Source organism: Marichromatium sp. AB32, assembly GCF_003718675.1.
GTDB classification, from domain to species: domain Bacteria; phylum Pseudomonadota; class Gammaproteobacteria; order Chromatiales; family Chromatiaceae; genus Marichromatium; species Marichromatium gracile.
Genome location: NZ_RHFJ01000024.1, coordinates 1 through 19,214, shown reverse-complemented (window position 1 = coordinate 19,214; position 19,214 = coordinate 1). Strand labels below are relative to the sequence as shown.

Sequence of the window (19,214 nt, the reverse complement as noted above, 5' to 3'; positions counted from 1 at the left end):
AATTATCTGGTCAAGGATAAGTCGATTCGAGGCCACCGCAGCCGTTCGGGACGGCCACGGTGGCAGGGTGCACAGCTAGCGCGACTGCCCGGGATCGCTGTCGAAACCGGCCTGGCGGATCGCCGCGACCAGCTCGCTGACGTCGAGGTGCGCACCGCGCACCCGCACCAGCCCGGCGCCGAGATCGGGTTCGGCGGCCTCGACCGCGTCGATGCGCTCGAGCGCCTGACGAACGCTGGCGACACAATGATTGCAGCTCATCCCCGAGACCGGCAGGGTCAGATCCGCGGCCACGGCGGGCGCCGGCGCGAAGCGGGCACGCAGGCGCCGCACGGCGAGCAACAGCAGCAGCGCGGTGAGCAGCAGCGCCGCGCTCACCCCCAGCCAGTCGCCCTCGGCGCCGTGGAGATGCCCGGCATGTTCTGCCGGACTCTGCAGCAGGGCGTCGAACAACAGCCCGAAGGCCATGCTCATCACCACCACCACGGCGAGATAGATCGCCAGGATGCGGCCGCCGAGGGTGCGATAGACGGCCCCGAAGGTGGCGATATTGGTCGCCGGACCGGCCATCAGGAACACCAGCGCCGAGCCCGCCGGCAGCCCCGAGGCGATCAGCGAGGCGGCGATCGGCACCGATCCGGTGGTACAGACATAGAGCGGTAGCGAGATCGCCAACACCACCAGCATGCCGAGCAGCCCCTGGGCCCAGGACTGCGAGGCGAAGTAGTCGGCGGGCAGCACGACGGTGAGCAGCGCCGCCAGCGCCACGCCGGCGAGCACCCACAGATCGATCGCCCCGAGCAGATCGAACACCGCATAGCGCAGCACCGGGCGCCAGCCGCGCGGCCGCGCCCCGTCATCATCCGTCGCCGTCTGTTGCGCGGGTGCCGGATCGGGACGGGTGAAGCGGTTGACCAGCCCGCCGCCGACCAGCCCGGTGACGAAGGCCGCGACCAGCTTGAACAGCGCGAAGGGCCAGCCGAGGAAGGCCGCGCTCACCAGGATCGAGTCGACCCCGGTCTGCGGGGTACTGATCATGAAGGCGGTGGTGGCGCCCTTGGAAGCGCCTTCGTTACGTAGCCCCAACGCCGTCGGGATCACCCCGCAGGAGCACAGCGGCAGCGGTACCCCGACCAGGGTGGCGCGGGTCACGCTCGCCATGTCGGGGCGGTTGAGCCCGCGATGGATGAAGCCACGCGGCAGATAGACGTGCATCAGCCCGGCGATCAGCAGGCCGAGCAACAACGAGGGGGAGAGTTCGACCATCACCTGCCAGAAGGCGGCGAGGAACTGCGCGATCATACGGCGGGACTCCAGGGTGGACCCCGCCGGCCATCACGACCGACGGGGCGAGGTGGATCGATCGATGACGACTCAGTCGAAGTGGCCCTTGGCGTGCTCGTCGACGAGGCGACCGCCGAGCGCGCCGACGCCGGCGCCGATCAACGCACCGGCGCCGGCATCGGCGCCGAACGAGCCGATGATCGCACCGGTGGCCGCGCCGATGGCGGTGCCGCTCGACACCCGGGCACCGGTGGTATTGCCGCAACCGGCGAGCGCCAGAGTGAGGACCAGCGCCAGGGCGGGAAAGAGGATCTGCTTCACGGCTCGACTCCTGCAAGGCATTGGAAAGGTCGGGACGCCAACTGCCGGTCGCGCCCGACAACCGGGACCATCCCTGATCACCGCTGACCGGCTCAACGACAGGGATAACGCTCGGCCAGCGCCCGCACCACGCCCTTGACCGGCACCTCGTCCATCAGCGCTCCCTCATCGGCATGCTTGCCGGCCCAGTCGAGAAAGGCCGTCTGGGCATCGGCCAGGGTGGCCTTGGGCGGATGACAGACCAGCGGCTCGAGCGCCTCGTGGGCGGAGACCGCGTCGTGATACTGCATGGTCGCCTCGATGAAGGCGCGACAGGCCAGTGCGGCGGTCATCGCGTGGGCGTCCCCGGATGGGACCGAGCAGATGTTGTAGAGGTTCCTGGTGGTCTCGTAGTCGAAGTCCTGGCGCTCGAGCGCCAGCGCCGGGGCGGCCAGCAGCGGTAGCAGACAGGCGGTAAACAGCCGCTGACGAAGCGATGGGGTCGATCTCATCACGGGTCCTCCGGATGGTTACGCATACGGGCGCCACTGCCGGGGCGCGGCATCGCGCCCCGGCTCCCTGGTGTCAGACACCTCGGCCTGCGCCCGGTCGGCCACCGCCAAGCATAGCAGCCCGCCCTCAGGACGCCTCGGCCAGCGCCGCGCGCAGCCCGGCCTCGAGGTCCGGATAGCGCAACTCGACCCCCAGCGATTCGCGCAGCTTGCGATTGGAGAGTCGGCGCGACTCGGCCATGTAAGAGCGCATCCCCGCCGAGAGCTGACCCATCGCCTCGGCCAGCGGCAGCTCGGGCGCGCGCGCCAGCCCGGCGGCGTCGGCCACCGCGCGGAAGTACTCGGTCATGGTGCTCGGGCGGCCGTCGCTGACGTTGTAGACCTCGCCGTCGCCACCGCGCGCCATCGCCGCCCGGCAGGTGGCGACCAGATCGTCGACATGGATACGGTTGGAGTACGGCGCCTCCTCGGCCCGCACCAGCGGCTGGCCACTGCGCAGTCGCGCCAGCGGCAACCGGTCGGGGCCGTAGATCCCGGCCACGCGCAGGATCACCAGCTCGCCGCCGCTGCGCGCGCGCCACTCGCGCAGCACGCACTCGGCGTCGAGACGCCGCCAGGCGCGATCGGCCACCGGGCGCAACGGCTGCGACTCGTCGACCCAGGCCCCGTCACAGTCGCCATAGACCCCGGTGGTACTGACATAGACCAGTCGACGCGGATCGCCGACGCGCGCGAAATGCTCGACCAGGGCGCGGGTGACGCCGTCCTCTCGCCCCTCGCCCGGCGGCGGCGCGAGATGGAAGACCTCGGCCCCGGCCCAGTCGAGCGTGTCGACCACATCGGGCTCGCCGAGCGGCAGCCGCGCCACATCGATCCCCGCCGCGCGCAGCCGCGCCAGACCCTGTTCGCTGCGCACCACACCGCTGACCGGTTCGCCCGCGGCCTGGTATTGGCGCGCCAGCCGGGTGCCCACATATCCACATCCAAGGATCAACTTCACCCTGTCGTACTCCGCATGGGTTATCGATGGTGACACTATCGGCGGCGAGCAGGACGGATTGCAAGACGGTCGGGACCATGGGATTTCAGATCAGTATCGACGCCGACGGAGCACGTTTCACCACCGAGCCCGGCGAGACCGTGCTCGACGCCGCGCTGCGCCAGGGCATCACCCTGCCCCACGGCTGTCGCGACGGGCGTTGCGGCAGCTGCGCCGCGACCCTCGGCGCCGGCGAGATCGACTACCCCGGCGGCACGCCGCCGGCGCTCGCCGGGCTCGGCGCCGGGCAGTGTCTGACCTGCCGCGCCGTCCCCCGCAGCGACCTGCATCTCGACCTGCCGGCGCACACCCGGCCCGACGAACCGCAACAGGTGCGCACCCTGCCCTGCCGGGTCGAGCGCATCGAGCGGCTCGCCCCCGAGGTGATGGGGCTCAGCCTCAAGCTCCCCGATCACGACCCGCTGCGCTTTCGCGCCGGACAATATCTCGACGTGCTGCTGCGCGACGGCAGCCGCCGCGCCTTCTCCTTCGCCAGCGCCCCGGCGCTCAGCCCCTATCTCGAACTGCACATCCGTCGGGTACCGGGCGGACGCTTCACCACCGAGGTCTTCGAGCGCCTCGGCGAGCGCGCGCTGCTGCGCGTCCAGGCCCCGCTCGGCGACTTCGGGCTCGATCCCACGAGCACGGCGCCGGCGATCCTGATCGGCGGCGGCACCGGCTTCGCCCCGCTCAAGTCGATGATCGAGGACGCCATCGCCCGCGGCCTGCAGCGCCCGCTGCTGCTCTATCGCGGCGCGCGCACCCGCGCCGATCTCTACCTCCCCGACCTCGCCCCGCGCTGGGCCGCCGAGCACCCCTGGTTCGGCCACCAGGCGGTGCTCTCCGAGCCCGAGCCGGACTGGGACGGGCGCCGCGGACTGGTCCATCAGGCGGTGATCGAGGACTTCCCCGACCTCGCCGGCCACCAGGTCTACATCAGCGGCCCGCCGGCGATGATCGAGCACGCCCGCCCCGCGCTGCTCGCCCGGGGCCTCGACCCGGCGGCACTGTTCACCGATGCCTTCGTCGACACCAGTCACGGCAACTGAGCGCAGACACGCTTGTCGACAACGCCTCTGAGCGGCGACACTCCGGATCCTTTCCGTCCGTCGCTCACGAGGAGCCCGCCCGATGCGTGTCGTCTTGTCATTTGTCCCGCTGTTGCTCGCCACCCTGTTGACGACCGCCTGTACCCCGGCTCGCATCGTCTCGACCTGGCAGGACCTCGCCACCCCCACGCCCCACTACCCCAGCCTGGTGGTCTTCGGCGTCGCCGACAGCCCGCTGGTGCGCCGCGCCTACGAGGAGCACTTCGCGCGCGAGCTGCGCCAGCGTGGCCTCGAGGTCACGCCCGGGCACCGCCTGCTCGCCGAGGCCGACGTCACCCGCGGCAAGGCGCTGCGCGCGGCGATCGGGCGCTCGAGCGCGGCCGGTGTGGTGGTGATCCATCTGCGTTGCGACGAGCCCGGCGACGGTGGCATCAACCCCTTCAGCCATGTCCGACTCGCCGAGGACGGCAGGCTCTACCCCTATTACACCCGGGTCCATCAGGCGGTGAGCGGCGCCGACTACTATGCCCGCGAGCACACGCTGAGACTGGAGACCAGCCTCTATGACGCCGAGGACGCCCATCTGGTGTGGTCGGGCCGCTCGGCGCCACTCGCGCCCGACTCGGAGCAGACCACCATCGGCGACCTGATTGCGGCGACGGTGTCACGGATGCAGCGCGATGGGGTGATCGCGGCGAAGGGAACGCCCGAACGATCGGGCAGGGATTGATGGGAAAAGGCGGGGCCGGACGGCCCCGCCGGATGGGTCGATCGCCTCTCAGCGTTCGGCGCAGAGCCGGCACAGTGCGGCGAGCATGCCCGGATCGTCGGCACGATCGGCGACCTCGACCCGCGCGAAACCGATCTCGCCGGCATGGCGCGCGGTGCGCTCGGCGATCACCGCCAGCGGGGTGGCGAGGAGCGGTGCGCGACCGGCCGGGCCGATCAGCTCGACGAGGTTATCGAGCACGCGGTTACTGGTGGCGAGCGCCAGCCCCACCTCAGCGTCCCAGTCACGCAACAGCGCGGCGACGTCGTGCGCCGGGCACACCCGCCGATAGACCTCGGCGAAGGCCACCTCGGCGCCACGCTCGGTGAGGGCGTTGGCGAACACCGCACGGCCACCGTCGCCGCGCACGATCAGCACCCGTTGCCCGGCCATCTCGGCCAGCGCCGGATGACGCAGCAGGGTCTCGCTGTCGTAGCTGTCGCTGGGCACCAGGTCGGGCGCGCGACCGGCAGCGGCCAACGCCTCGGCCGTGGCCCGCCCCACCGCGGCGATCCGCGCCGCGCGCGGCCAGTCCGCCGCCGGGACCAGCGCCAGCGCCTGTTCGACGGCATTGACGCTGACGAAGTAGAGCAGATCCCAGTCGGCGCGGAGCAAGGCCCGCGCGGGCGCCGGATCGACGGGAGGCACGATCTCGATGGTGGGCAGCCGGATCGGCCGACCGCCGGCCTCGGCGATCAGCGTACAGAGCCCGTCGGCCTGCGCCGCCGGACGCGTCACCAGGACGCCGCGGCCACCGAGATCGCAACCGACCATCTCAGTGCGACTCATAGAGCGCGGCCAGGATCTCGCCGGCGCCCTGGCCGAGCAGGTCCTCGGCCACGCGCAGGCCGATCGCCTCGGCCTCGGCACGCGGGCCGCTGGCCTCGGCGCGCAGGATGCGCTTGCCGTCGGTGGTGCCGACCAGGCCCTTGAGGGTGAGCTGATCGCCGTCGAGCACCGCGTGACCGCCGATCGGCACCTGGCAGCCGCCGTTGAGACGCGCGTTCATCGCCCGCTCGGCGAGCACCCGGTCGGTGGTGTCGCGATGCGCCAGCGGGGCGATCAGGTCGTGGACACGCTGATCGTCGCTGCGGCACTCGATGCCGATGGCACCCTGACCGATCGCCGGCAGGCTGTCGACCGGATCGATGCAGCTGCGGATGCGCGACTCGAAGCCGAGGCGGATCAGCCCGGCGGCGGCGAGCACGATGGCGTCGAACTGACCGCTGTCGAGCTTGGCCAGACGGGTGTTGACGTTACCGCGCAGCGGCTTGATCTGGAGGTCGGGACGACGGTCGGCGAGCTGGCACTCGCGACGCAGGCTGGAGGTGCCGACCACCGCACCCTCGGGCAGATCGGCGAGGCCCTCGTAGTTGTTGGAGACGAAGGCGTCGTAGGGGTTCTCACGCTCCATGATCACCGCCAGGTGCAGCCCCTCGGGGAACTCGACCGGCACGTCCTTCATCGAGTGCACCGCGATATCGGCCGTGCCCTCGAGCATCCCCTGCTCCAGCTCCTTGACGAACAGCCCCTTGCCGCCGACCTTCGACAGCGGCGAGTCGAGCAGCTGGTCGCCCTTGGTGGTCATGCCTACGATCTCGACCTCGAGACCGGGGTGGAGCGACTTGAGCAGCGCCGCGGTGTGCTCGGCCTGCCACATGGCCAGGGGGGATTTGCGGGTGGCGATACGGATGCAATTCGACATGTTCGGTCCTGAGGACTAGAGCTTTGATGGATAGCGCCGTCGCCCGCCGGGCGATGCGCGGACGGCGCATGATTGTGTCACAGCGAGGCGGCTCGGCACAGTGACGCTCTCACCCTCGCGGCGCGACTGCGATGATCCCAGTCAATTGGGACGTGAACGAGTGGACTCGGGCAACAGCTGGCGAAAGGTCTCGGGCACCGGGTCGGCCTCGGCATGCAACCAGTGCGGCCAGGCCCCGAACCCGGGGTGGGCGGGGATGGCGATCAGCGCACTCGAACGGGTCGTGAAACCGTCGTCGCGACACTGCACCATCGCCGCCTCGGGCGCCAGACCCGCCAGCGGCTCGCGCCCGGCGAGCAGCCGCTGCCAGTCCTCCCAGTCGCCGCGCAACGGGTCCGGCGGCTCGGCATTCCGAAACCGCGGCAGCTGCGCGGCGATGCGCGGATCGCCGGGATCGTCGAGCTCGCCGGCGCAGAGCATGTGCAGCCCCGCCGGGATCGGCGTGACCCGGATCCTGCCGGCGCCATCATGGCGCAGCCAATGGGCCGCGCGCGGATCGGCGACGACCAGGTTGAAGGGGCGATAGGCGGCGGGGTGGAGATCGGCGAGCGCCTCGGCGGCGGCATCGGCCTCGGCGTGATCGAGCGCCTCGAGCACCAGCTCGCCACGACTGCGCTTGCCCGGGGCCGGACCGAGACTGGCACGGCGATCGAGCACCGCCGCCATCAGGCCATGGTCGTTGACCCCCAGCCAACTGCCCTCGCCGACCAGATCGAGTCCGGCGAACACCTCGGGACGATCCGGCCAGTGCCGCCCGGGCGCACGCGCCGGGCGGGCGCGCTGCTCGTCACGGTTGGCACCGAGCAGCAGCGGCCAGTCCTCGCCGGGACGGCGCAACATCACCAGGGTACACACTCAACGGCCCTCCTTCACTTTCTGCCGGGCTCGCCGGATGCGCTGCGCGAGCACCTCGGCAAGCATTTTGAACGCCTTGCGCTGGGCCAACTGGTTGGCGCTGCGAGGCGCGCGCAACAGCTCCAGACGCGCCTGGAAGTAGGCCAGATCGGCCTCGAGGCGCGCAATCTGGAGGCGGCGCCGATGCCGCGTCTGTGTCTGAGCATCGGATTTTCGATACGCCATCTCGCACCAGGCTTCGGGCAGGGACGCGGGGTCCCGCCGTCAAAGAGTCGTGTTCACCGGCTCCGATGATATGGTATTAGGGGGATGTGGGAAGCATCTTCCGTGAGACATGTCCGAACCGGGGACTGGCGAGGACCTCGGGGCGGGTCCCGAGACGCGCAGCGTCCACGGCATCCATGTATCACGGACCTCGGAGCGGCCTCGGCCGCGATTGTCTGGCACCCTGCGACCCAGAAGTCACCGACCCGACGACACGCCGTGGCGGACGCGACGGCGTGCCCGAGGGGTCGTCATTGCGGAGCCACTCAGGAACCGGCTTCGACTCAGGCCCATTCTATCAAAGGCAGATCAAGACACAGCATGAGCGCAATCCTAGAACTGTTCCGGAGTTCCGGCGCGCTTTATGGAGGCAACGCGGCCTTCATCGAGGATCTCTACGAACGCTATCTGCAAGACCCCGAGAGCGTCGATCTGGCCTGGCGGGAACGCTTCGACGCCATGCGCAAGGAGGCCGCCAACGAGGTCCCGCACGGACCGGTGCGCGAGAACTTCCTGCGTCTGGCGCAGGAGAGTCGCTCGCGCGCGCGCGCCCGATCGACCGAGCACCTGGAGCCGGCCGCCGCCGAGAAACAGTATGCGGTGCTCAGCCTGATCAACGGCTACCGCTATCGCGGCCATCAGGTCGCCGACCTCGACCCGATCACCCTGCGCGAGCAGCGACGCATCGCCGATCTCGATCCTGCCTATCACAACCTCGACCAGGGCGACATGGATCAGGTGTTCCACACCGGGTCGCTCTATGCCCCCGACCGCATGCCGCTGCGCGACATCCTCGAGATGCTCGAGCAGATCTACTGCGGCACCGTCGGCTCGGAATACATGCACATCACCAACACCCTCGAGAAGCGCTGGATCCAGAAGCGTCTCGAGGGCTATCGCGCCACCCCCGAGCTCAACACCCAGGAGCGGCGCTGGCTGCTCACCCTGCTCACCGCCGCCGAGGGCATCGAGCAGTATCTGCATCAGCGCTATGTCGGCCAGAAGCGCTTCTCGCTCGAGGGCGGCGACGCGCTCATCCCGCTGCTCGACGAGCTGATCCAGCGCGCCGGGCGCAAGGGCCAGAAGGAGGTGGTCATCGGCATGGCCCACCGCGGCCGGCTCAACGTGCTCACCAACATCTTCGGCAAGCCGCCGCAGGACATCTTCGCCGAGTTCGAGGGCCGGGTGGCGATGGACTCGCGCAAGATGGCCGGCGACGTCAAGTACCACATGGGCTTCGCCACCGACATCGACACCCCCGGTGGCATCGTCCACCTGGTGCTCGGCTTCAACCCCTCACACCTCGAGATCATCGATCCGGTGATCGAGGGCTCGGTGCGCGCGCGCCAGCGCCGCCGCCGCGATCGCACCGGCGATCAGGTGCTGCCGGTACTGATCCACGGTGATGCCGCCTTCGCCGGTCAGGGCGTGGTGATGGAGACGCTGCAGCTGTCGCAGACGCGCAGCTACGCCACCGGCGGCACCGTGCACATCGTCATCAACAACCAGATCGGCTTCACCACCAGCCACCCGCTCGACACCCGCTCGACGCTCTACTGCACCGACGTCGCCAAGATGGTTCAGGCGCCGGTGTTCCACGTCAACGGCGACGACCCCGAGGCGGTGATCTTCGTCACCCGCATGGCGCTCGACTTCCGCAACCAGTTCCACAAGGACGTCATCATCGATCTGGTCTGCTACCGTCGTCTCGGTCACAACGAGGCCGACGAGCCGGCGGTCACCCAGCCGATGATGTATCAGAAGATCCGCCAGCACCCCACCCCGCGCGCGGTCTATGCCGAGCGTCTGATCAGCGACAGCGTGATCGAGCGCGAGGAGGCCGAGGCGATGGTCGCCGACTATCGCGACTCCATGGAACAGGGCGTGGTGGTCGCCCGTCCGGTGCTCTGCGGGCTCGACCATGCCTACCGGGTCGACTGGAGGTTCTGTCGCGACCAGCACTGGGAGCAGGACGTCGACACCGGGGTGCCGCTCGAGCAGTTGCGCGCGCTCGCCGAGCGTCTGCTCGCCGTCCCCGAGGGCTTCAAGCTCCACCCGCGGGTGGCCAAGCTGTGGGACGAACGGCGCAAGATGGCCCAGGGCGATCAGCTCGCCAACTGGGGCTTTGCCGAGAACCTCGCCTACGCCAGCCTGCTCGACGCCGGCACCCCGGTGCGTCTCTCCGGTCAGGACGCCGGGCGCGGCACCTTCTTCCACCGTCACGCCAAGATCCACGACCAGCTCACCGGCGAGTCCTACACCCCGCTGCAGCACCTCGGCCCCAACCAGGGCGCCTTCATCGCCATCGACTCGATCCTCTCCGAGGAGGCGGTGCTCGGCTACGAGTACGGCTTCGCCACCGCCGAGCCGCACGCGCTGACGCTGTGGGAGGCGCAGTTCGGCGACTTCGCCAACGGCGCCCAGGTGGTCATCGACCAGTTCATCACCTCGGCCGAGACCAAGTGGGGCCTGCTCTGCGGACTGGTGATGCTGCTCCCGCACGGACTCGAGGGTCAGGGCGCCGAGCACTCCTCGGGCCGGCTCGAGCGCTTCCTCCAGCTCTGCGCCGAGCACAACATCCAGGTCTGCACCCCGACCACCCCGGCACAGATCTTCCACCTGCTGCGCCGTCAGATCGTCCGCGACTATCGCAAGCCGCTGGTGGTGATGACCCCCAAGAGCCTGCTGCGCCACCGCCTCGCCGGCTCCTCGCTCGAGGAGCTGGCCAGCGGCCAGTTCCAGCCGCTGCTGCCCGAGGTCGACCCGATCGACCCGACCGAGGTCGAGCGCGTGGTGTTCTGCAGTGGCAAGGTCTACTACGACCTGCTCGAGGCGCGGCGCGCGCGCGGCCTGAGCAATGTCGCCATCGTCCGCATCGAACAGCTCTACCCCTTCCCCAAGCGTCAGTTCGCCGAGGTGATCGAGACCTACGCGCACACCGAGGAGATCGTCTGGTGTCAGGAGGAGCCGCAGAACCAGGGCGCCTGGGACCAGATCAAGCACCGCTTCCACTGCCTGATCCAGGACGGCAAGCGCCCCTACTACGTGGGACGCCCGGCCTCCGCCGCCCCCGCGGTCGGCCATCGCGCGGCCCATGTCGAGCAGCACGAGCGCCTGATCGATGAGGCGCTGAGCGGTCGTTTCAACCCGAGCATGAACAGAAGGATCCCGCCACAATGAGTGAAGTCCGCGTACCCGCCCTCCCCGAGTCCGTCGCCGACGCCACTGTGCTGACCTGGCACAAGCAGCCCGGCGAGCGCGTCTCACGGGCAGAGACCCTGGTCGACCTGGAGACCGACAAGGTGGTGCTCGAGGTCCCGGCGCCGGCGGACGGCGTCCTGGGCGAGATCAAGGCCAAGGAGGGTGAGCTGGTCACCTTCGACACCGTCCTCGCAGTGATCACCGAAGGCGCCGCACCGAGCGCGCCGGCAGCCCCCAAGACGGCGCCGGCCAAGTCGGCCCCAGCGGCGCCAGCGGCCGCCAAGCCCGCGCCGGCGCCGACTCGCCAGACGCCTCCGGCCGCCGCGCCGGAGCCGGCGCCCGCGCACGAGCCGATCATCACCCCGGCGGCACGGCGGCTGGTCAAGGAGATGGCGATCGACCCCAGCCAGATCCACGGCAGCGGCAAGGACGGCCGGGTGCAGAAGGCCGATGTCATCGCCTTCCTCGACGAACGCGAACGCCAGGCCCCCGAGGCCACCGACGAGCACCTGCTCGAGCAGCAGGCACCGGCCTCGCCGAGCCTCACCGGCGAGGCCGGGCGTCCCGAGCAACGCGTACCGATGACCCGGCTGCGCGCGCGCATCGCCGAGCGGCTGCTTGAGGCGCAGCGCAACGCCGCCATGCTGACCACCTTCAACGAGGTCAACCTGTCGGCGCTGATGACGCTGCGCGGACGCTACAAGGACCGCTTCGAGCAGCAGCACGGGGTGCGTCTCGGGCTGATGTCGTTCTTCGTCAAGGCCACGGTCGAGGCGCTCAAGCGCTACCCGGTGCTCAACGCCACCGTCGACGGCGAGGACATCCTCTACCACGGCTATTACGACATCGGCATCGCGGTCAGCTCGCCGCGCGGTCTGGTGGTGCCGATCCTGCGCAACTGCGACCAGCTCACCATGGCCGACATCGAGGGCGGCATCGCCGAGTTCGCCACCAAGGCCCAGGACGGCTCACTGAGCTACGAGGAGCTGACCGGCGGTACCTTCTCGATCACCAACGGCGGGGTGTTCGGCTCGATGCTCTCGACGCCGATCCTCAACCCGCCGCAGAGCGGCATCCTCGGCATGCACAAGATCCAGGAGCGCCCGGTGGTGGAGAACGGCGAGATCGTCATCGCACCGATGATGTATCTGGCCCTCACCTACGACCATCGCATCATCGACGGTCGCGAGGCGGTGCAGTTCCTGGTCGCGATCAAGGAGCTGCTCGAGGACCCGGCCTTGCTGTTGCTCGGGGTCTGACCCCAAAGCGCGCCCAGCACCGGGCGCGCAATCACGTCACTGCACGCCCCCCGCCCCGAGGGGGGGCGCGCTACTCCTCCAGCTCCCGTCCCCAGCGTTCGAGCAGGTCGTGCTCGACACCGAGATGATCGAGCACCCGCGCCACCATGAAATCGACCAACGCCTCGACGCGCTGCGGACGGTGATAGAAACCGGGGCTGGCGGGCATGATCACCACCCCGTTGCGCGACAGGCTGAGCATGTTCTCGAGATGGATGCTGGTATAGGGGGTCTCGCGCACCACCAGGATCAGCTTGCGCCGCTCCTTCATCGCGACATCGGCGGCGCGGTCGATCAGACAGTTGGAGATGCCCGCGGCGAGATTGGCGAGGGTCCCCGTGGTGCAGGGACAGACCACCATCGCATCGGGCGGGTTGGAACCGCTGGCCACCGGCGCCGTCCACTGCTGACGACCGAACACCCGCAACTGACCGACCTCGGCATCGAAGCGATCGCTGAAGAAGCGCTCGGCCTCGGCCGGTCGCGAGGGCACCTCCAGCCCCAACTCCATCTGCAACACCACCTGCGCCGCCTGCGAGACCATCACATAGACGCGCATCCCGGCGCCGACCAGGGTCTCGATCAGACGCAGCCCGTACTGCGCCCCCGAGGCACCGGTCAGCGCCACCGCGACGGTCTGCGGCCATTGGCTCGGAACATGGGTCATCGAAGCATCTTCCCGTGATTGACTGAGTGGTTGCCGTGCGCTGGACGTGGTCACGACGCGCGGGCACGCCCGAGGGCATCGAGCAGACGCTGGTGGATCCCACCGAAACCGCCGTTGCTCATCACCAGCACCTGATCGCCGGGGCGCGCCTCGGCACCCACCCGCGCGACGATCGCCTCAACCGAGTCGAGTACCGCGCCGCGCTCGCCGAACCCGGCGAAGACCGCGCCGGCGTCCCAGCCGAGATCATCCGGGGCGTACACATAGACCCGGTCGGCGGCGGCCAGCGAGTCGACCAGGGCGGCGTTGTGCACCCCCAGGCGCATGGTGTTGGAGCGCGGTTCGAGCACCGCGAGGATGCGCGCCGCGCCGACCTGCTGGCGCAACCCGTCGAGGGTGGTGGCGATCGCCGTCGGGTGATGGGCGAAGTCGTCGAACACCCGCACCCCGCCGACCTCGCCGCGCAGCTCCATGCGCCGCTTCACCCCGCCGAAGCGGCTCAGCGCCGCCAGCGCCTGCGCCGGCACCACCCCGGCGTGACGCGCCGCGGCGATCACCGCCAGGGCGTTGTCGACGTTGTGCCGACCGGTCAGCGCCCAGTCGACCTCGCCGACCGGCTGCCCGTGATGGAACACGCCGAAGCGCGAACCGTCGGCCGCGAGCAGCTCGGCGCGCCACTCGCCGTCGCCACCGAAGCGCGCGGTCGGCGTCCAGCAGCCCATCTCCAGCACCGTCTCGAGCGCGGCGTCGCCGTCCGGGTGGAGGATCAGGCCGGAGCCGGGCACGGTGCGCACCAGATGGTGGAACTGACGCTGGATCTGGCCGAGGTCGTCGAAGATATCGGCATGATCGAATTCGAGATTGTTGAGGATCAGGGTGCGCGGTCCGTAGTGGACGAACTTCGAGCGCTTGTCGAAGAAGGCGGTGTCGTACTCATCGGCCTCGACGACGAAGAAGGGCGTCTCACCGAGCCGCGCCGAGACGTCGAAGTCGCGCGGCACCCCGCCGATCAGAAACCCCGGGGCGAGCCCGGCCTCCTCCAACACCCAGGCGAGCATGCTCGCGGTGGTGGTCTTGCCGTGGGTGCCGGCCACCGCCAGCACCCAGCGCTCGCGCAGCAGGTGCTCGCGCAGCCACTCGGGGCCGGAGCAGTAAGGCAGCCCGCGATCGAGCATCGCCTCCACCGCGGGGATGCCGCGCCGCATCGCGTTGCCGACGACGACCACATCGGGGGCGGGATCGAGATGGGCGGCGTCATAGCCCTCCATCAGCTCGATCCCGGCCGCCTCGAGCTGGGTGCTCATCGGCGGATAGACGTTGGCGTCGGAGCCGGTCACCCGATGGCCGAGGGCGCGCGCGAGCTGCGCCACCCCACCCATGAAGGTGCCGCAGATACCGAGGATATGCAGATGCATGCGAGACGGTTCTCCCGAACGACGAGGACGCGGGCCGCGCGGGCCCGCACGAGGATTCAGCGGCGACGGCGCTCAGCCGCCCCCGAACAGCGCGCCGATCAGCGCCACCGCGAACAGCTCGAAGGCCAGCGCGATGGCCACCCCCTGACCGAGGCCGATGACGAAGGCATGGCGCAGGATGTGCCCGGTCACCACCAGGCTCCACACCACCAGGGCGAGAAACAGCAGGGCACCGAGCGCGGCCAGCTCGGTCTCGCGACTGCCGGTCGGCTGCAGCCCCAGCGGCACCAGCGCGAGCAACCCGAGCAGCGCGCCGGCGCCGAGCAGCGCGGTCGCCGTCTGCAGGAAGCGCCGGGCGTGACGCACCGCGCTCAGACCGACATAGAGCGCGGCCAGGGTCAGCGCGATCTCGGCAAGCGCCTGCAACAGGCTCGGCCACCAGCCGATCCCCGCCGAGACCCCCACCAGCATCCCGACCAGCAGATCGGCCAGCAACACGACAACGAACAGGGTTTCCGAGGCCGGGAGCTGCTGCGGCGTACGACGCAGCCAGCACAGCTCGGCGAAGAACATGATTAGGGCCTGCACGACGATCACCTGCAGCGGGACATGGCGCCAATGATAACCGCCGGGACCACGACGACCGCAAGTTCAGCGGTCAGCTATCAGCCGCCAGCAGCCAGCCGCCAGTGGGTGTGGTACTCAACGACAGCGCCACTTGCCACCAACGGTCGGCGACCGGCAAGCGCACATTCTCGGCACCAGTGTTCGAGGGCAGGCCGCCACTGGAGGCTGGCGACTGATCGCTGGCGACTGGCGACTGGCGACTGGCGGCTGGCAGCCGTCCGCTCAACGCCGCGCCAGCGCGATGCCGAGCGCGAGCATCAGCGCGGCGAGGACGACGACCGGTGCGTTGCCGAGACGCGCGAAGGGGGTGGCGCCGACGCGGGGCTGGATCTCGGCGCTGGCGCCGCCGCGCACGAAGGCCGGGACGCGCTCGATCACCCGGCCGCGGTAATCGATGATCGCCGAGATCCCGGTGTTGGTCGCGCGCAGCAGATCGCGCCCGCTCTCGAGGGCGCGGGCGCGGGCGATCTGCAGGTGCTGGTGAGGCGCAAGCGAGTCGCCGAACCAGGCGTCGTTGCTGACGTTGATCAGATACCGCGCCTCGGGCAGCGCCTCGATCAGCTCGGCGCCGAAGGCGTCCTCATAGCAGATCGAGGCACCGACCGGATGCGTCCCGACCTGGAGCAGCGGGCGCGCCGCCTCGCCGCGACTGAAGTCCGACATCGGCACCTCGAACCAGGCGATCAGCGGCCCCAGCCAGGCCTTGAACGGCAGGAACTCGCCGAAGGGCACCAGATGTCGCTTGAAGTAGCGGTCCTCGACGCTGCCGATGGCGAGCAGCGCATTGTAATAACGACCACCGTCGGTTTCGCGCACCGGGATGCCGAGCACGATCTCGGTGCCGGTCTCTCTCGCGCGCGCGGCGAGCGGATCGATCAAGGGCGCGCGCAACACATCGAGGAAGTCGGGCAGCGCGGTCTCCGGCCATACCACCACATCGGCGTCGAGATGATCGAAAGTGAGTTCGAGATAGGCGCGCACCGTCGCCGGCCCCGTCTCCGGGTTCCACTTGATCGCCTGCGGGATATTGGCCTGGACCACGCTCGCGCGCAGCGGCGCGCCCTCGGGCTGGGTCCAGTCGAGCTGCGCCAGCGCCCAGCCGCCGCCCCAGAGCACGACCAGCACTGCCAGCGCCAGCGGACGCCCCCGGCCCCGCGCCCGCCGCACCGACCACCACAGCATCCCGGCCGAGAGCGCCGCCACCAACGAGGCGCCATAGACGCCGAGGAGCGGCAGCCAACCGGCCAGTGGTCCGTCGATCTGCCCGTAGCCGAGCGCGAGCCAGGGGAAGCCGGTGAACAGCCAACCGCGCAGCCATTCGAGCAACACATAGAGCGCCGGGAAGCAGAGCAGCGCGCCCACCCGGTCCGGCCCGGCGGCCAGCCGCTGCAGCGCCCAGCCGAGCACGCCGTAGTAGAGCGCCATCGCGGCGACGAAGACCAGGGTGAGCAACTGGGCCACCGGCGCCGGCATGTTGCCGAACTCGTTGAGGCTGATGCGGATCCAGAACACCCCGAACCCCATCAACCCGACCCCGAACAGCCAACCGCGCCAGAAACCGGCGCGCGGCGTCGCCCCCTCCAGCGCCAGCAGCAGCAGCGCCAGGGCGAGCACCGCGAGCGGGAAGCCCCCGAAGGGCGCGAAGCTCGACACCGCCAGGGCGCCGGCGAGGAAGGCGATCAGGGCTGATCTGCGCGAGGGCGGGAGAACTGACGACAGAGACATGGCGGTCGATCCGATGACAGCAGACCGGGCGGGTTCTATCAGCCGCCCCCGACCCGGTCAACCGTCAGTCACGCCCGCCGCCGTTGCGACAGCGCGCGATATCGACCTGCATGGGACCGAGCGCGGCGGGTTCTCGACCCGATCGAACGCAGCGGCGAACAGCGCCAGACCCCGTATCACGGCCAGCGGCAGAATCACGCCGTTGACGAAGCGACCCGGGTGAGAACCGGAGACGGCGAAGGACAGCCAGATCGCATACAAAAACGCTGACCGATGGCTTCCAACAAACCCATCTCCTGCCCGCACAACGCAAGACGCCGGGGTGTCGGCGGACACCCCGGCGCCGTCAGCCGTTCAGCCCGAGCACGACCTCAGGCCGCGTCGTGACGCCGCCGCACCCGCGCCAGACCGATCAGGCCGGCGCCGAGCAACGCCAGCGCGCCAGGCTCGGGGATGCTGATGGTGTCACCCAACAGCTCGGCGGTCGAGACGCGGGCGAAGAAGACATCTGCTCCTCCCGCCAGATCGACCATGAACTGCGAGCTTGCGGTGTAGGAGAAGTCGAACGGCGTGCCACCCAGGGTCACGAGAGGGTCGGTATCGAAATAGTCACGGGCCATACCGCCGGTGACGTGCATCGCGGAGCCGGCGTTACTGAACAGCATGCCCGCGGCGAAGAGCTGACCGGTGAAGGAGATCGACTCGAAGGTACCTTCAAGGAACAGGGCGCCATCGGTGGCCTCGTACATCTCGTTCGGGTCGGCCTCGAAGTCGTTGTTGGCGTTGAAGTTCCGACTGTGATCGACCCAGATCTTGAAATACGACTGGCTCCAGTCGACCGTATAGGTGGCGGGATCGAGGAAGTCGCCGCCACCGGGCGTGTTCTCGACGAACTCGATGCCGCCGAACTCATAGGTCAGCTCACAGCCCGGGCAGAAGTCCGCCGGATTCGTCTCGGGGTTCGGCTGACCGGTCTGGTCGTTGGCGTCGTTGAAGTTGTTGATCTTGCCGCCGCCATAGAGATAGTTGCCGAACATCATCGTGGTGGCGTTGGTGGCGTTGATGCCCACCAGGCTGCCCATGTCGTAGCCCGAGTTGGTGCTCTGGAACCACTGGGTGAAGTTACTATCCATCTTCATGTCGAGCGGCGAATCCGGGTTCCACAACACCCCGCCGACATTGATGACATCAGCGCCGGCAAGCGGCGACACCATGATCGCCGCACCGAGCAGCGCGCTTTTCCGAGTCAACATGATCCATCTCCCTGTATCGCTTCAAGAAGGGGCTGCTCCACCCCGCTGACAGAAAAGCGAAAAGCAGGCCAGACCCGACAAGCCATTGAAGACAAAAGGAAAGGGAAGAGATTGCTGGACCCAATAACGAGAAAGACACTTTTTGTGTAAAAAAGGTCGACGTTTTTACCGGCAACGTCCAGCCACCGGACCAAAAACCTCACCGCGACAGGACCCGCCGGCGCGACAGACCCGAAACCCGCGACCAACACCGTCAAGAATTCCGTCACCTCGTCTCGGCCTTATCGCCACGTCACGCGGTCTGCTCTCGCACGAAGTCGAGAAAAGCGCGATCGGCACGCGAGAGATAGCCCCCACTCTGCCATGCCAGCGAGAAGTCGAGATGAACCGGGGTCGCGAATGGAATCGCCACCAGCCCGGGGTCGCGAGTCTGCTCGCTGACCATGCGCAGCACGCAGGTGATGCCGAAGCCCTGGCGGACGATGGTCTCGGCGAGCGGGATGAGATTGGTCTCGAAGGCGATGCGCGGCTCGACCTCGAGCGCGGCGGCATGACGGTCGATGAACTCGCGCAGGAAGTAGCCGCTACGCGCAACCACCAGATCGTGTTCGAACAGGATCGCGAAGTCGATGCATTCGGCCTCCGCCAGGGGATGCGAGCGACCGACGTGTACCACCACCTCCTCGCGCAGGAAGGGATGGGTCTCGAGACCGTCGAGCTCGGCGTCGCTGGTCACCACGCCGAGATCCAGCACCCCGGCGCGGATCATGCTCAGCAGACTCCGGGTGCCCGCCTCCTGCACCGACAGCCGCAACCCGGGATGACGGTGTTTGAAGGCCATCAACAGCGGCGGGAAGAAGTAGGAGCCGAGGATGCTCGGCAACCCGATCCGCACCTCGCCCTTGAGCAGTCCGCGCAACTCGCGCATCTGCAGCTCGGCGGCCTCGGCGCGCTCGAGCAGGGCCCGGGCGTGCCCGGCCAGCACCTCGCCCTCGCTGGTCGGCGTGACCCGACGCGTCCCGCGATGCAACAGCTCCAGGTCGAGCGCGCGCTCGAGCTTGCGGATGGCGATGCTCAGCGCCGGCTGGGCGATGCCGAGACGGGCGGCGGCGGCGGTGAAACCACCGGCATCGACCACGGCGAGGAAGTAACGCAGCTGCTTCAAATCCATATCGATTTCGAATCGAAAAA

The 19,214-nt window shown here is 69.1% G+C and carries 18 protein-coding genes; 4 read left to right on the top strand and 14 right to left on the bottom strand.

The window, feature by feature from the left end:
* Positions 1-75: 75 nt before the first annotated feature.
* From EBL85_RS09140 to EBL85_RS09125, 4 genes are all read right to left on the bottom strand, one after another.
* The gene (locus tag EBL85_RS09140; RefSeq protein ID WP_123139605.1) at positions 76-1,302 is read right to left on the bottom strand and encodes a permease; all 1,227 of its coding nucleotides are present in this window, start codon (positions 1,300-1,302) and stop codon (positions 76-78) included.
* Between the two features lie 72 nt (positions 1,303-1,374).
* Entirely contained in the window at positions 1,375-1,605 is a 231-nt protein-coding gene (locus EBL85_RS09135; protein WP_123142744.1) for a glycine zipper domain-containing protein, read from the bottom strand.
* Between the two features lie 92 nt (positions 1,606-1,697).
* Positions 1,698-2,096 (bottom strand): Rap1a/Tai family immunity protein, encoded by a 399-nt coding sequence (locus EBL85_RS09130; RefSeq protein ID WP_123140906.1) that lies wholly within the window; start codon positions 2,094-2,096, stop codon positions 1,698-1,700.
* Positions 2,097-2,223: 127 nt separating this feature from the next.
* Positions 2,224-3,096: an SDR family oxidoreductase gene (locus tag EBL85_RS09125; protein WP_123142743.1), complete on the bottom strand. Its 873-nt coding sequence runs from the start codon at positions 3,094-3,096 to the stop codon at positions 2,224-2,226.
* A gap of 77 nt (positions 3,097-3,173) precedes the next feature.
* On the opposite strand from EBL85_RS09125, the gene EBL85_RS09120 reads away from it, so the two are divergent.
* Both EBL85_RS09120 and EBL85_RS09115 read left to right on the top strand, forming a co-directional pair.
* The gene (locus EBL85_RS09120; protein ID WP_123142742.1) at positions 3,174-4,184 is read left to right on the top strand and encodes a 2Fe-2S iron-sulfur cluster-binding protein; all 1,011 of its coding nucleotides are present in this window, start codon (positions 3,174-3,176) and stop codon (positions 4,182-4,184) included.
* Positions 4,185-4,266: 82 nt separating this feature from the next.
* A complete protein-coding gene (locus EBL85_RS09115; protein ID WP_123140903.1) occupies positions 4,267-4,914 on the top strand; it encodes a hypothetical protein in 648 nt (215 codons plus the stop codon).
* Between the two features lie 48 nt (positions 4,915-4,962).
* Here EBL85_RS09115 and EBL85_RS09110 read toward each other — a convergent pair whose 3' ends face one another.
* From EBL85_RS09110 to EBL85_RS09095, 4 genes are all read right to left on the bottom strand, one after another.
* Complete coding sequence (locus tag EBL85_RS09110) at positions 4,963-5,742, bottom strand: uroporphyrinogen-III synthase (RefSeq protein ID WP_369957918.1); 780 nt, start codon at positions 5,740-5,742, stop codon at positions 4,963-4,965.
* Entirely contained in the window at positions 5,729-6,658 is a 930-nt protein-coding gene (gene hemC / locus EBL85_RS09105; protein WP_123140901.1) for a hydroxymethylbilane synthase, read from the bottom strand. Before hemC ends, EBL85_RS09110 begins: the two co-directional genes overlap by 14 nt.
* A 141-nt stretch (positions 6,659-6,799) precedes the next feature.
* Positions 6,800-7,573 (bottom strand): NRDE family protein, encoded by a 774-nt coding sequence (locus EBL85_RS09100; protein WP_123142741.1) that lies wholly within the window; start codon positions 7,571-7,573, stop codon positions 6,800-6,802.
* Positions 7,574-7,798, bottom strand: coding sequence for a hypothetical protein (locus tag EBL85_RS09095; protein ID WP_123140899.1), 225 nt, complete (start codon positions 7,796-7,798; stop codon positions 7,574-7,576).
* Between the two features lie 360 nt (positions 7,799-8,158).
* Between EBL85_RS09095 and EBL85_RS09090 the strand changes: the two genes are divergently transcribed.
* Both EBL85_RS09090 and odhB read left to right on the top strand, forming a co-directional pair.
* Positions 8,159-11,017, top strand: a complete 2,859-nt coding sequence (locus EBL85_RS09090) for a 2-oxoglutarate dehydrogenase E1 component (protein ID WP_123142740.1) — start codon at positions 8,159-8,161, stop codon at positions 11,015-11,017.
* Positions 11,014-12,297 carry a 2-oxoglutarate dehydrogenase complex dihydrolipoyllysine-residue succinyltransferase gene (gene odhB, locus EBL85_RS09085; protein WP_123142739.1) on the top strand — a complete coding sequence of 428 codons (1,284 nt, stop codon included), beginning with the start codon at positions 11,014-11,016 and terminating at the stop codon, positions 12,295-12,297. Before EBL85_RS09090 ends, odhB begins: the two co-directional genes overlap by 4 nt.
* Before the next feature lie 70 nt (positions 12,298-12,367).
* Here the strand turns inward: odhB and EBL85_RS09080 are convergent, their stop codons facing one another.
* The 6 genes from EBL85_RS09080 to EBL85_RS09055 form a co-directional block, all read right to left on the bottom strand.
* Positions 12,368-13,003 (bottom strand): flavin prenyltransferase UbiX, encoded by a 636-nt coding sequence (locus EBL85_RS09080; RefSeq protein WP_005224732.1) that lies wholly within the window; start codon positions 13,001-13,003, stop codon positions 12,368-12,370.
* Positions 13,004-13,053: 50 nt separating this feature from the next.
* Positions 13,054-14,418, bottom strand: a complete 1,365-nt coding sequence (gene mpl, locus EBL85_RS09075) for a UDP-N-acetylmuramate:L-alanyl-gamma-D-glutamyl-meso-diaminopimelate ligase (RefSeq protein ID WP_123142738.1) — start codon at positions 14,416-14,418, stop codon at positions 13,054-13,056.
* A 72-nt stretch (positions 14,419-14,490) separates the two neighbouring features.
* Entirely contained in the window at positions 14,491-15,006 is a 516-nt protein-coding gene (locus EBL85_RS09070; protein WP_223806106.1) for a hypothetical protein, read from the bottom strand.
* A 261-nt stretch (positions 15,007-15,267) separates the two neighbouring features.
* On the bottom strand, positions 15,268-16,770 hold the full coding sequence (gene lnt / locus EBL85_RS09065) for an apolipoprotein N-acyltransferase (protein ID WP_123142736.1): 1,503 nt from the start codon (positions 16,768-16,770) through the stop codon (positions 15,268-15,270).
* Positions 16,771-17,141: 371 nt separating this feature from the next.
* Positions 17,142-18,023 (bottom strand): PEP-CTERM sorting domain-containing protein, encoded by an 882-nt coding sequence (locus EBL85_RS09060; RefSeq protein WP_123140893.1) that lies wholly within the window; start codon positions 18,021-18,023, stop codon positions 17,142-17,144.
* Between the two features lie 292 nt (positions 18,024-18,315).
* Positions 18,316-19,194 (bottom strand): LysR family transcriptional regulator, encoded by an 879-nt coding sequence (locus EBL85_RS09055; protein ID WP_123142761.1) that lies wholly within the window; start codon positions 19,192-19,194, stop codon positions 18,316-18,318.
* Positions 19,195-19,214: the final 20 nt, after the last annotated feature.

Coding starts and splice junctions, on each gene's coding strand:
- EBL85_RS09140 (WP_123139605.1), bottom strand. CDS start 1,302: ATGATCGCGCAGTTCCTCGCCGCCTTCTGGCAGGTGATGGTCGAACTC.
- EBL85_RS09130 (WP_123140906.1), bottom strand. CDS start 2,096: ATGAGATCGACCCCATCGCTTCGTCAGCGGCTGTTTACCGCCTGTCTG.
- EBL85_RS09120 (WP_123142742.1), top strand. CDS start 3,174: ATGGGATTTCAGATCAGTATCGACGCCGACGGAGCACGTTTCACCACC.
- EBL85_RS09115 (WP_123140903.1), top strand. CDS start 4,267: ATGCGTGTCGTCTTGTCATTTGTCCCGCTGTTGCTCGCCACCCTGTTG.
- EBL85_RS09110 (WP_369957918.1), bottom strand. CDS start 5,742: ATGAGTCGCACTGAGATGGTCGGTTGCGATCTCGGTGGCCGCGGCGTC.
- hemC (WP_123140901.1), bottom strand. CDS start 6,658: ATGTCGAATTGCATCCGTATCGCCACCCGCAAATCCCCCCTGGCCATG.
- EBL85_RS09095 (WP_123140899.1), bottom strand. CDS start 7,798: ATGGCGTATCGAAAATCCGATGCTCAGACACAGACGCGGCATCGGCGC.
- EBL85_RS09090 (WP_123142740.1), top strand. CDS start 8,159: ATGAGCGCAATCCTAGAACTGTTCCGGAGTTCCGGCGCGCTTTATGGA.
- odhB (WP_123142739.1), top strand. CDS start 11,014: ATGAGTGAAGTCCGCGTACCCGCCCTCCCCGAGTCCGTCGCCGACGCC.
- EBL85_RS09080 (WP_005224732.1), bottom strand. CDS start 13,003: ATGACCCATGTTCCGAGCCAATGGCCGCAGACCGTCGCGGTGGCGCTG.
- mpl (WP_123142738.1), bottom strand. CDS start 14,418: ATGCATCTGCATATCCTCGGTATCTGCGGCACCTTCATGGGTGGGGTG.
- lnt (WP_123142736.1), bottom strand. CDS start 16,770: ATGTCTCTGTCGTCAGTTCTCCCGCCCTCGCGCAGATCAGCCCTGATC.
- EBL85_RS09060 (WP_123140893.1), bottom strand. CDS start 18,023: ATGTTGACTCGGAAAAGCGCGCTGCTCGGTGCGGCGATCATGGTGTCG.
- EBL85_RS09055 (WP_123142761.1), bottom strand. CDS start 19,194: ATGGATTTGAAGCAGCTGCGTTACTTCCTCGCCGTGGTCGATGCCGGT.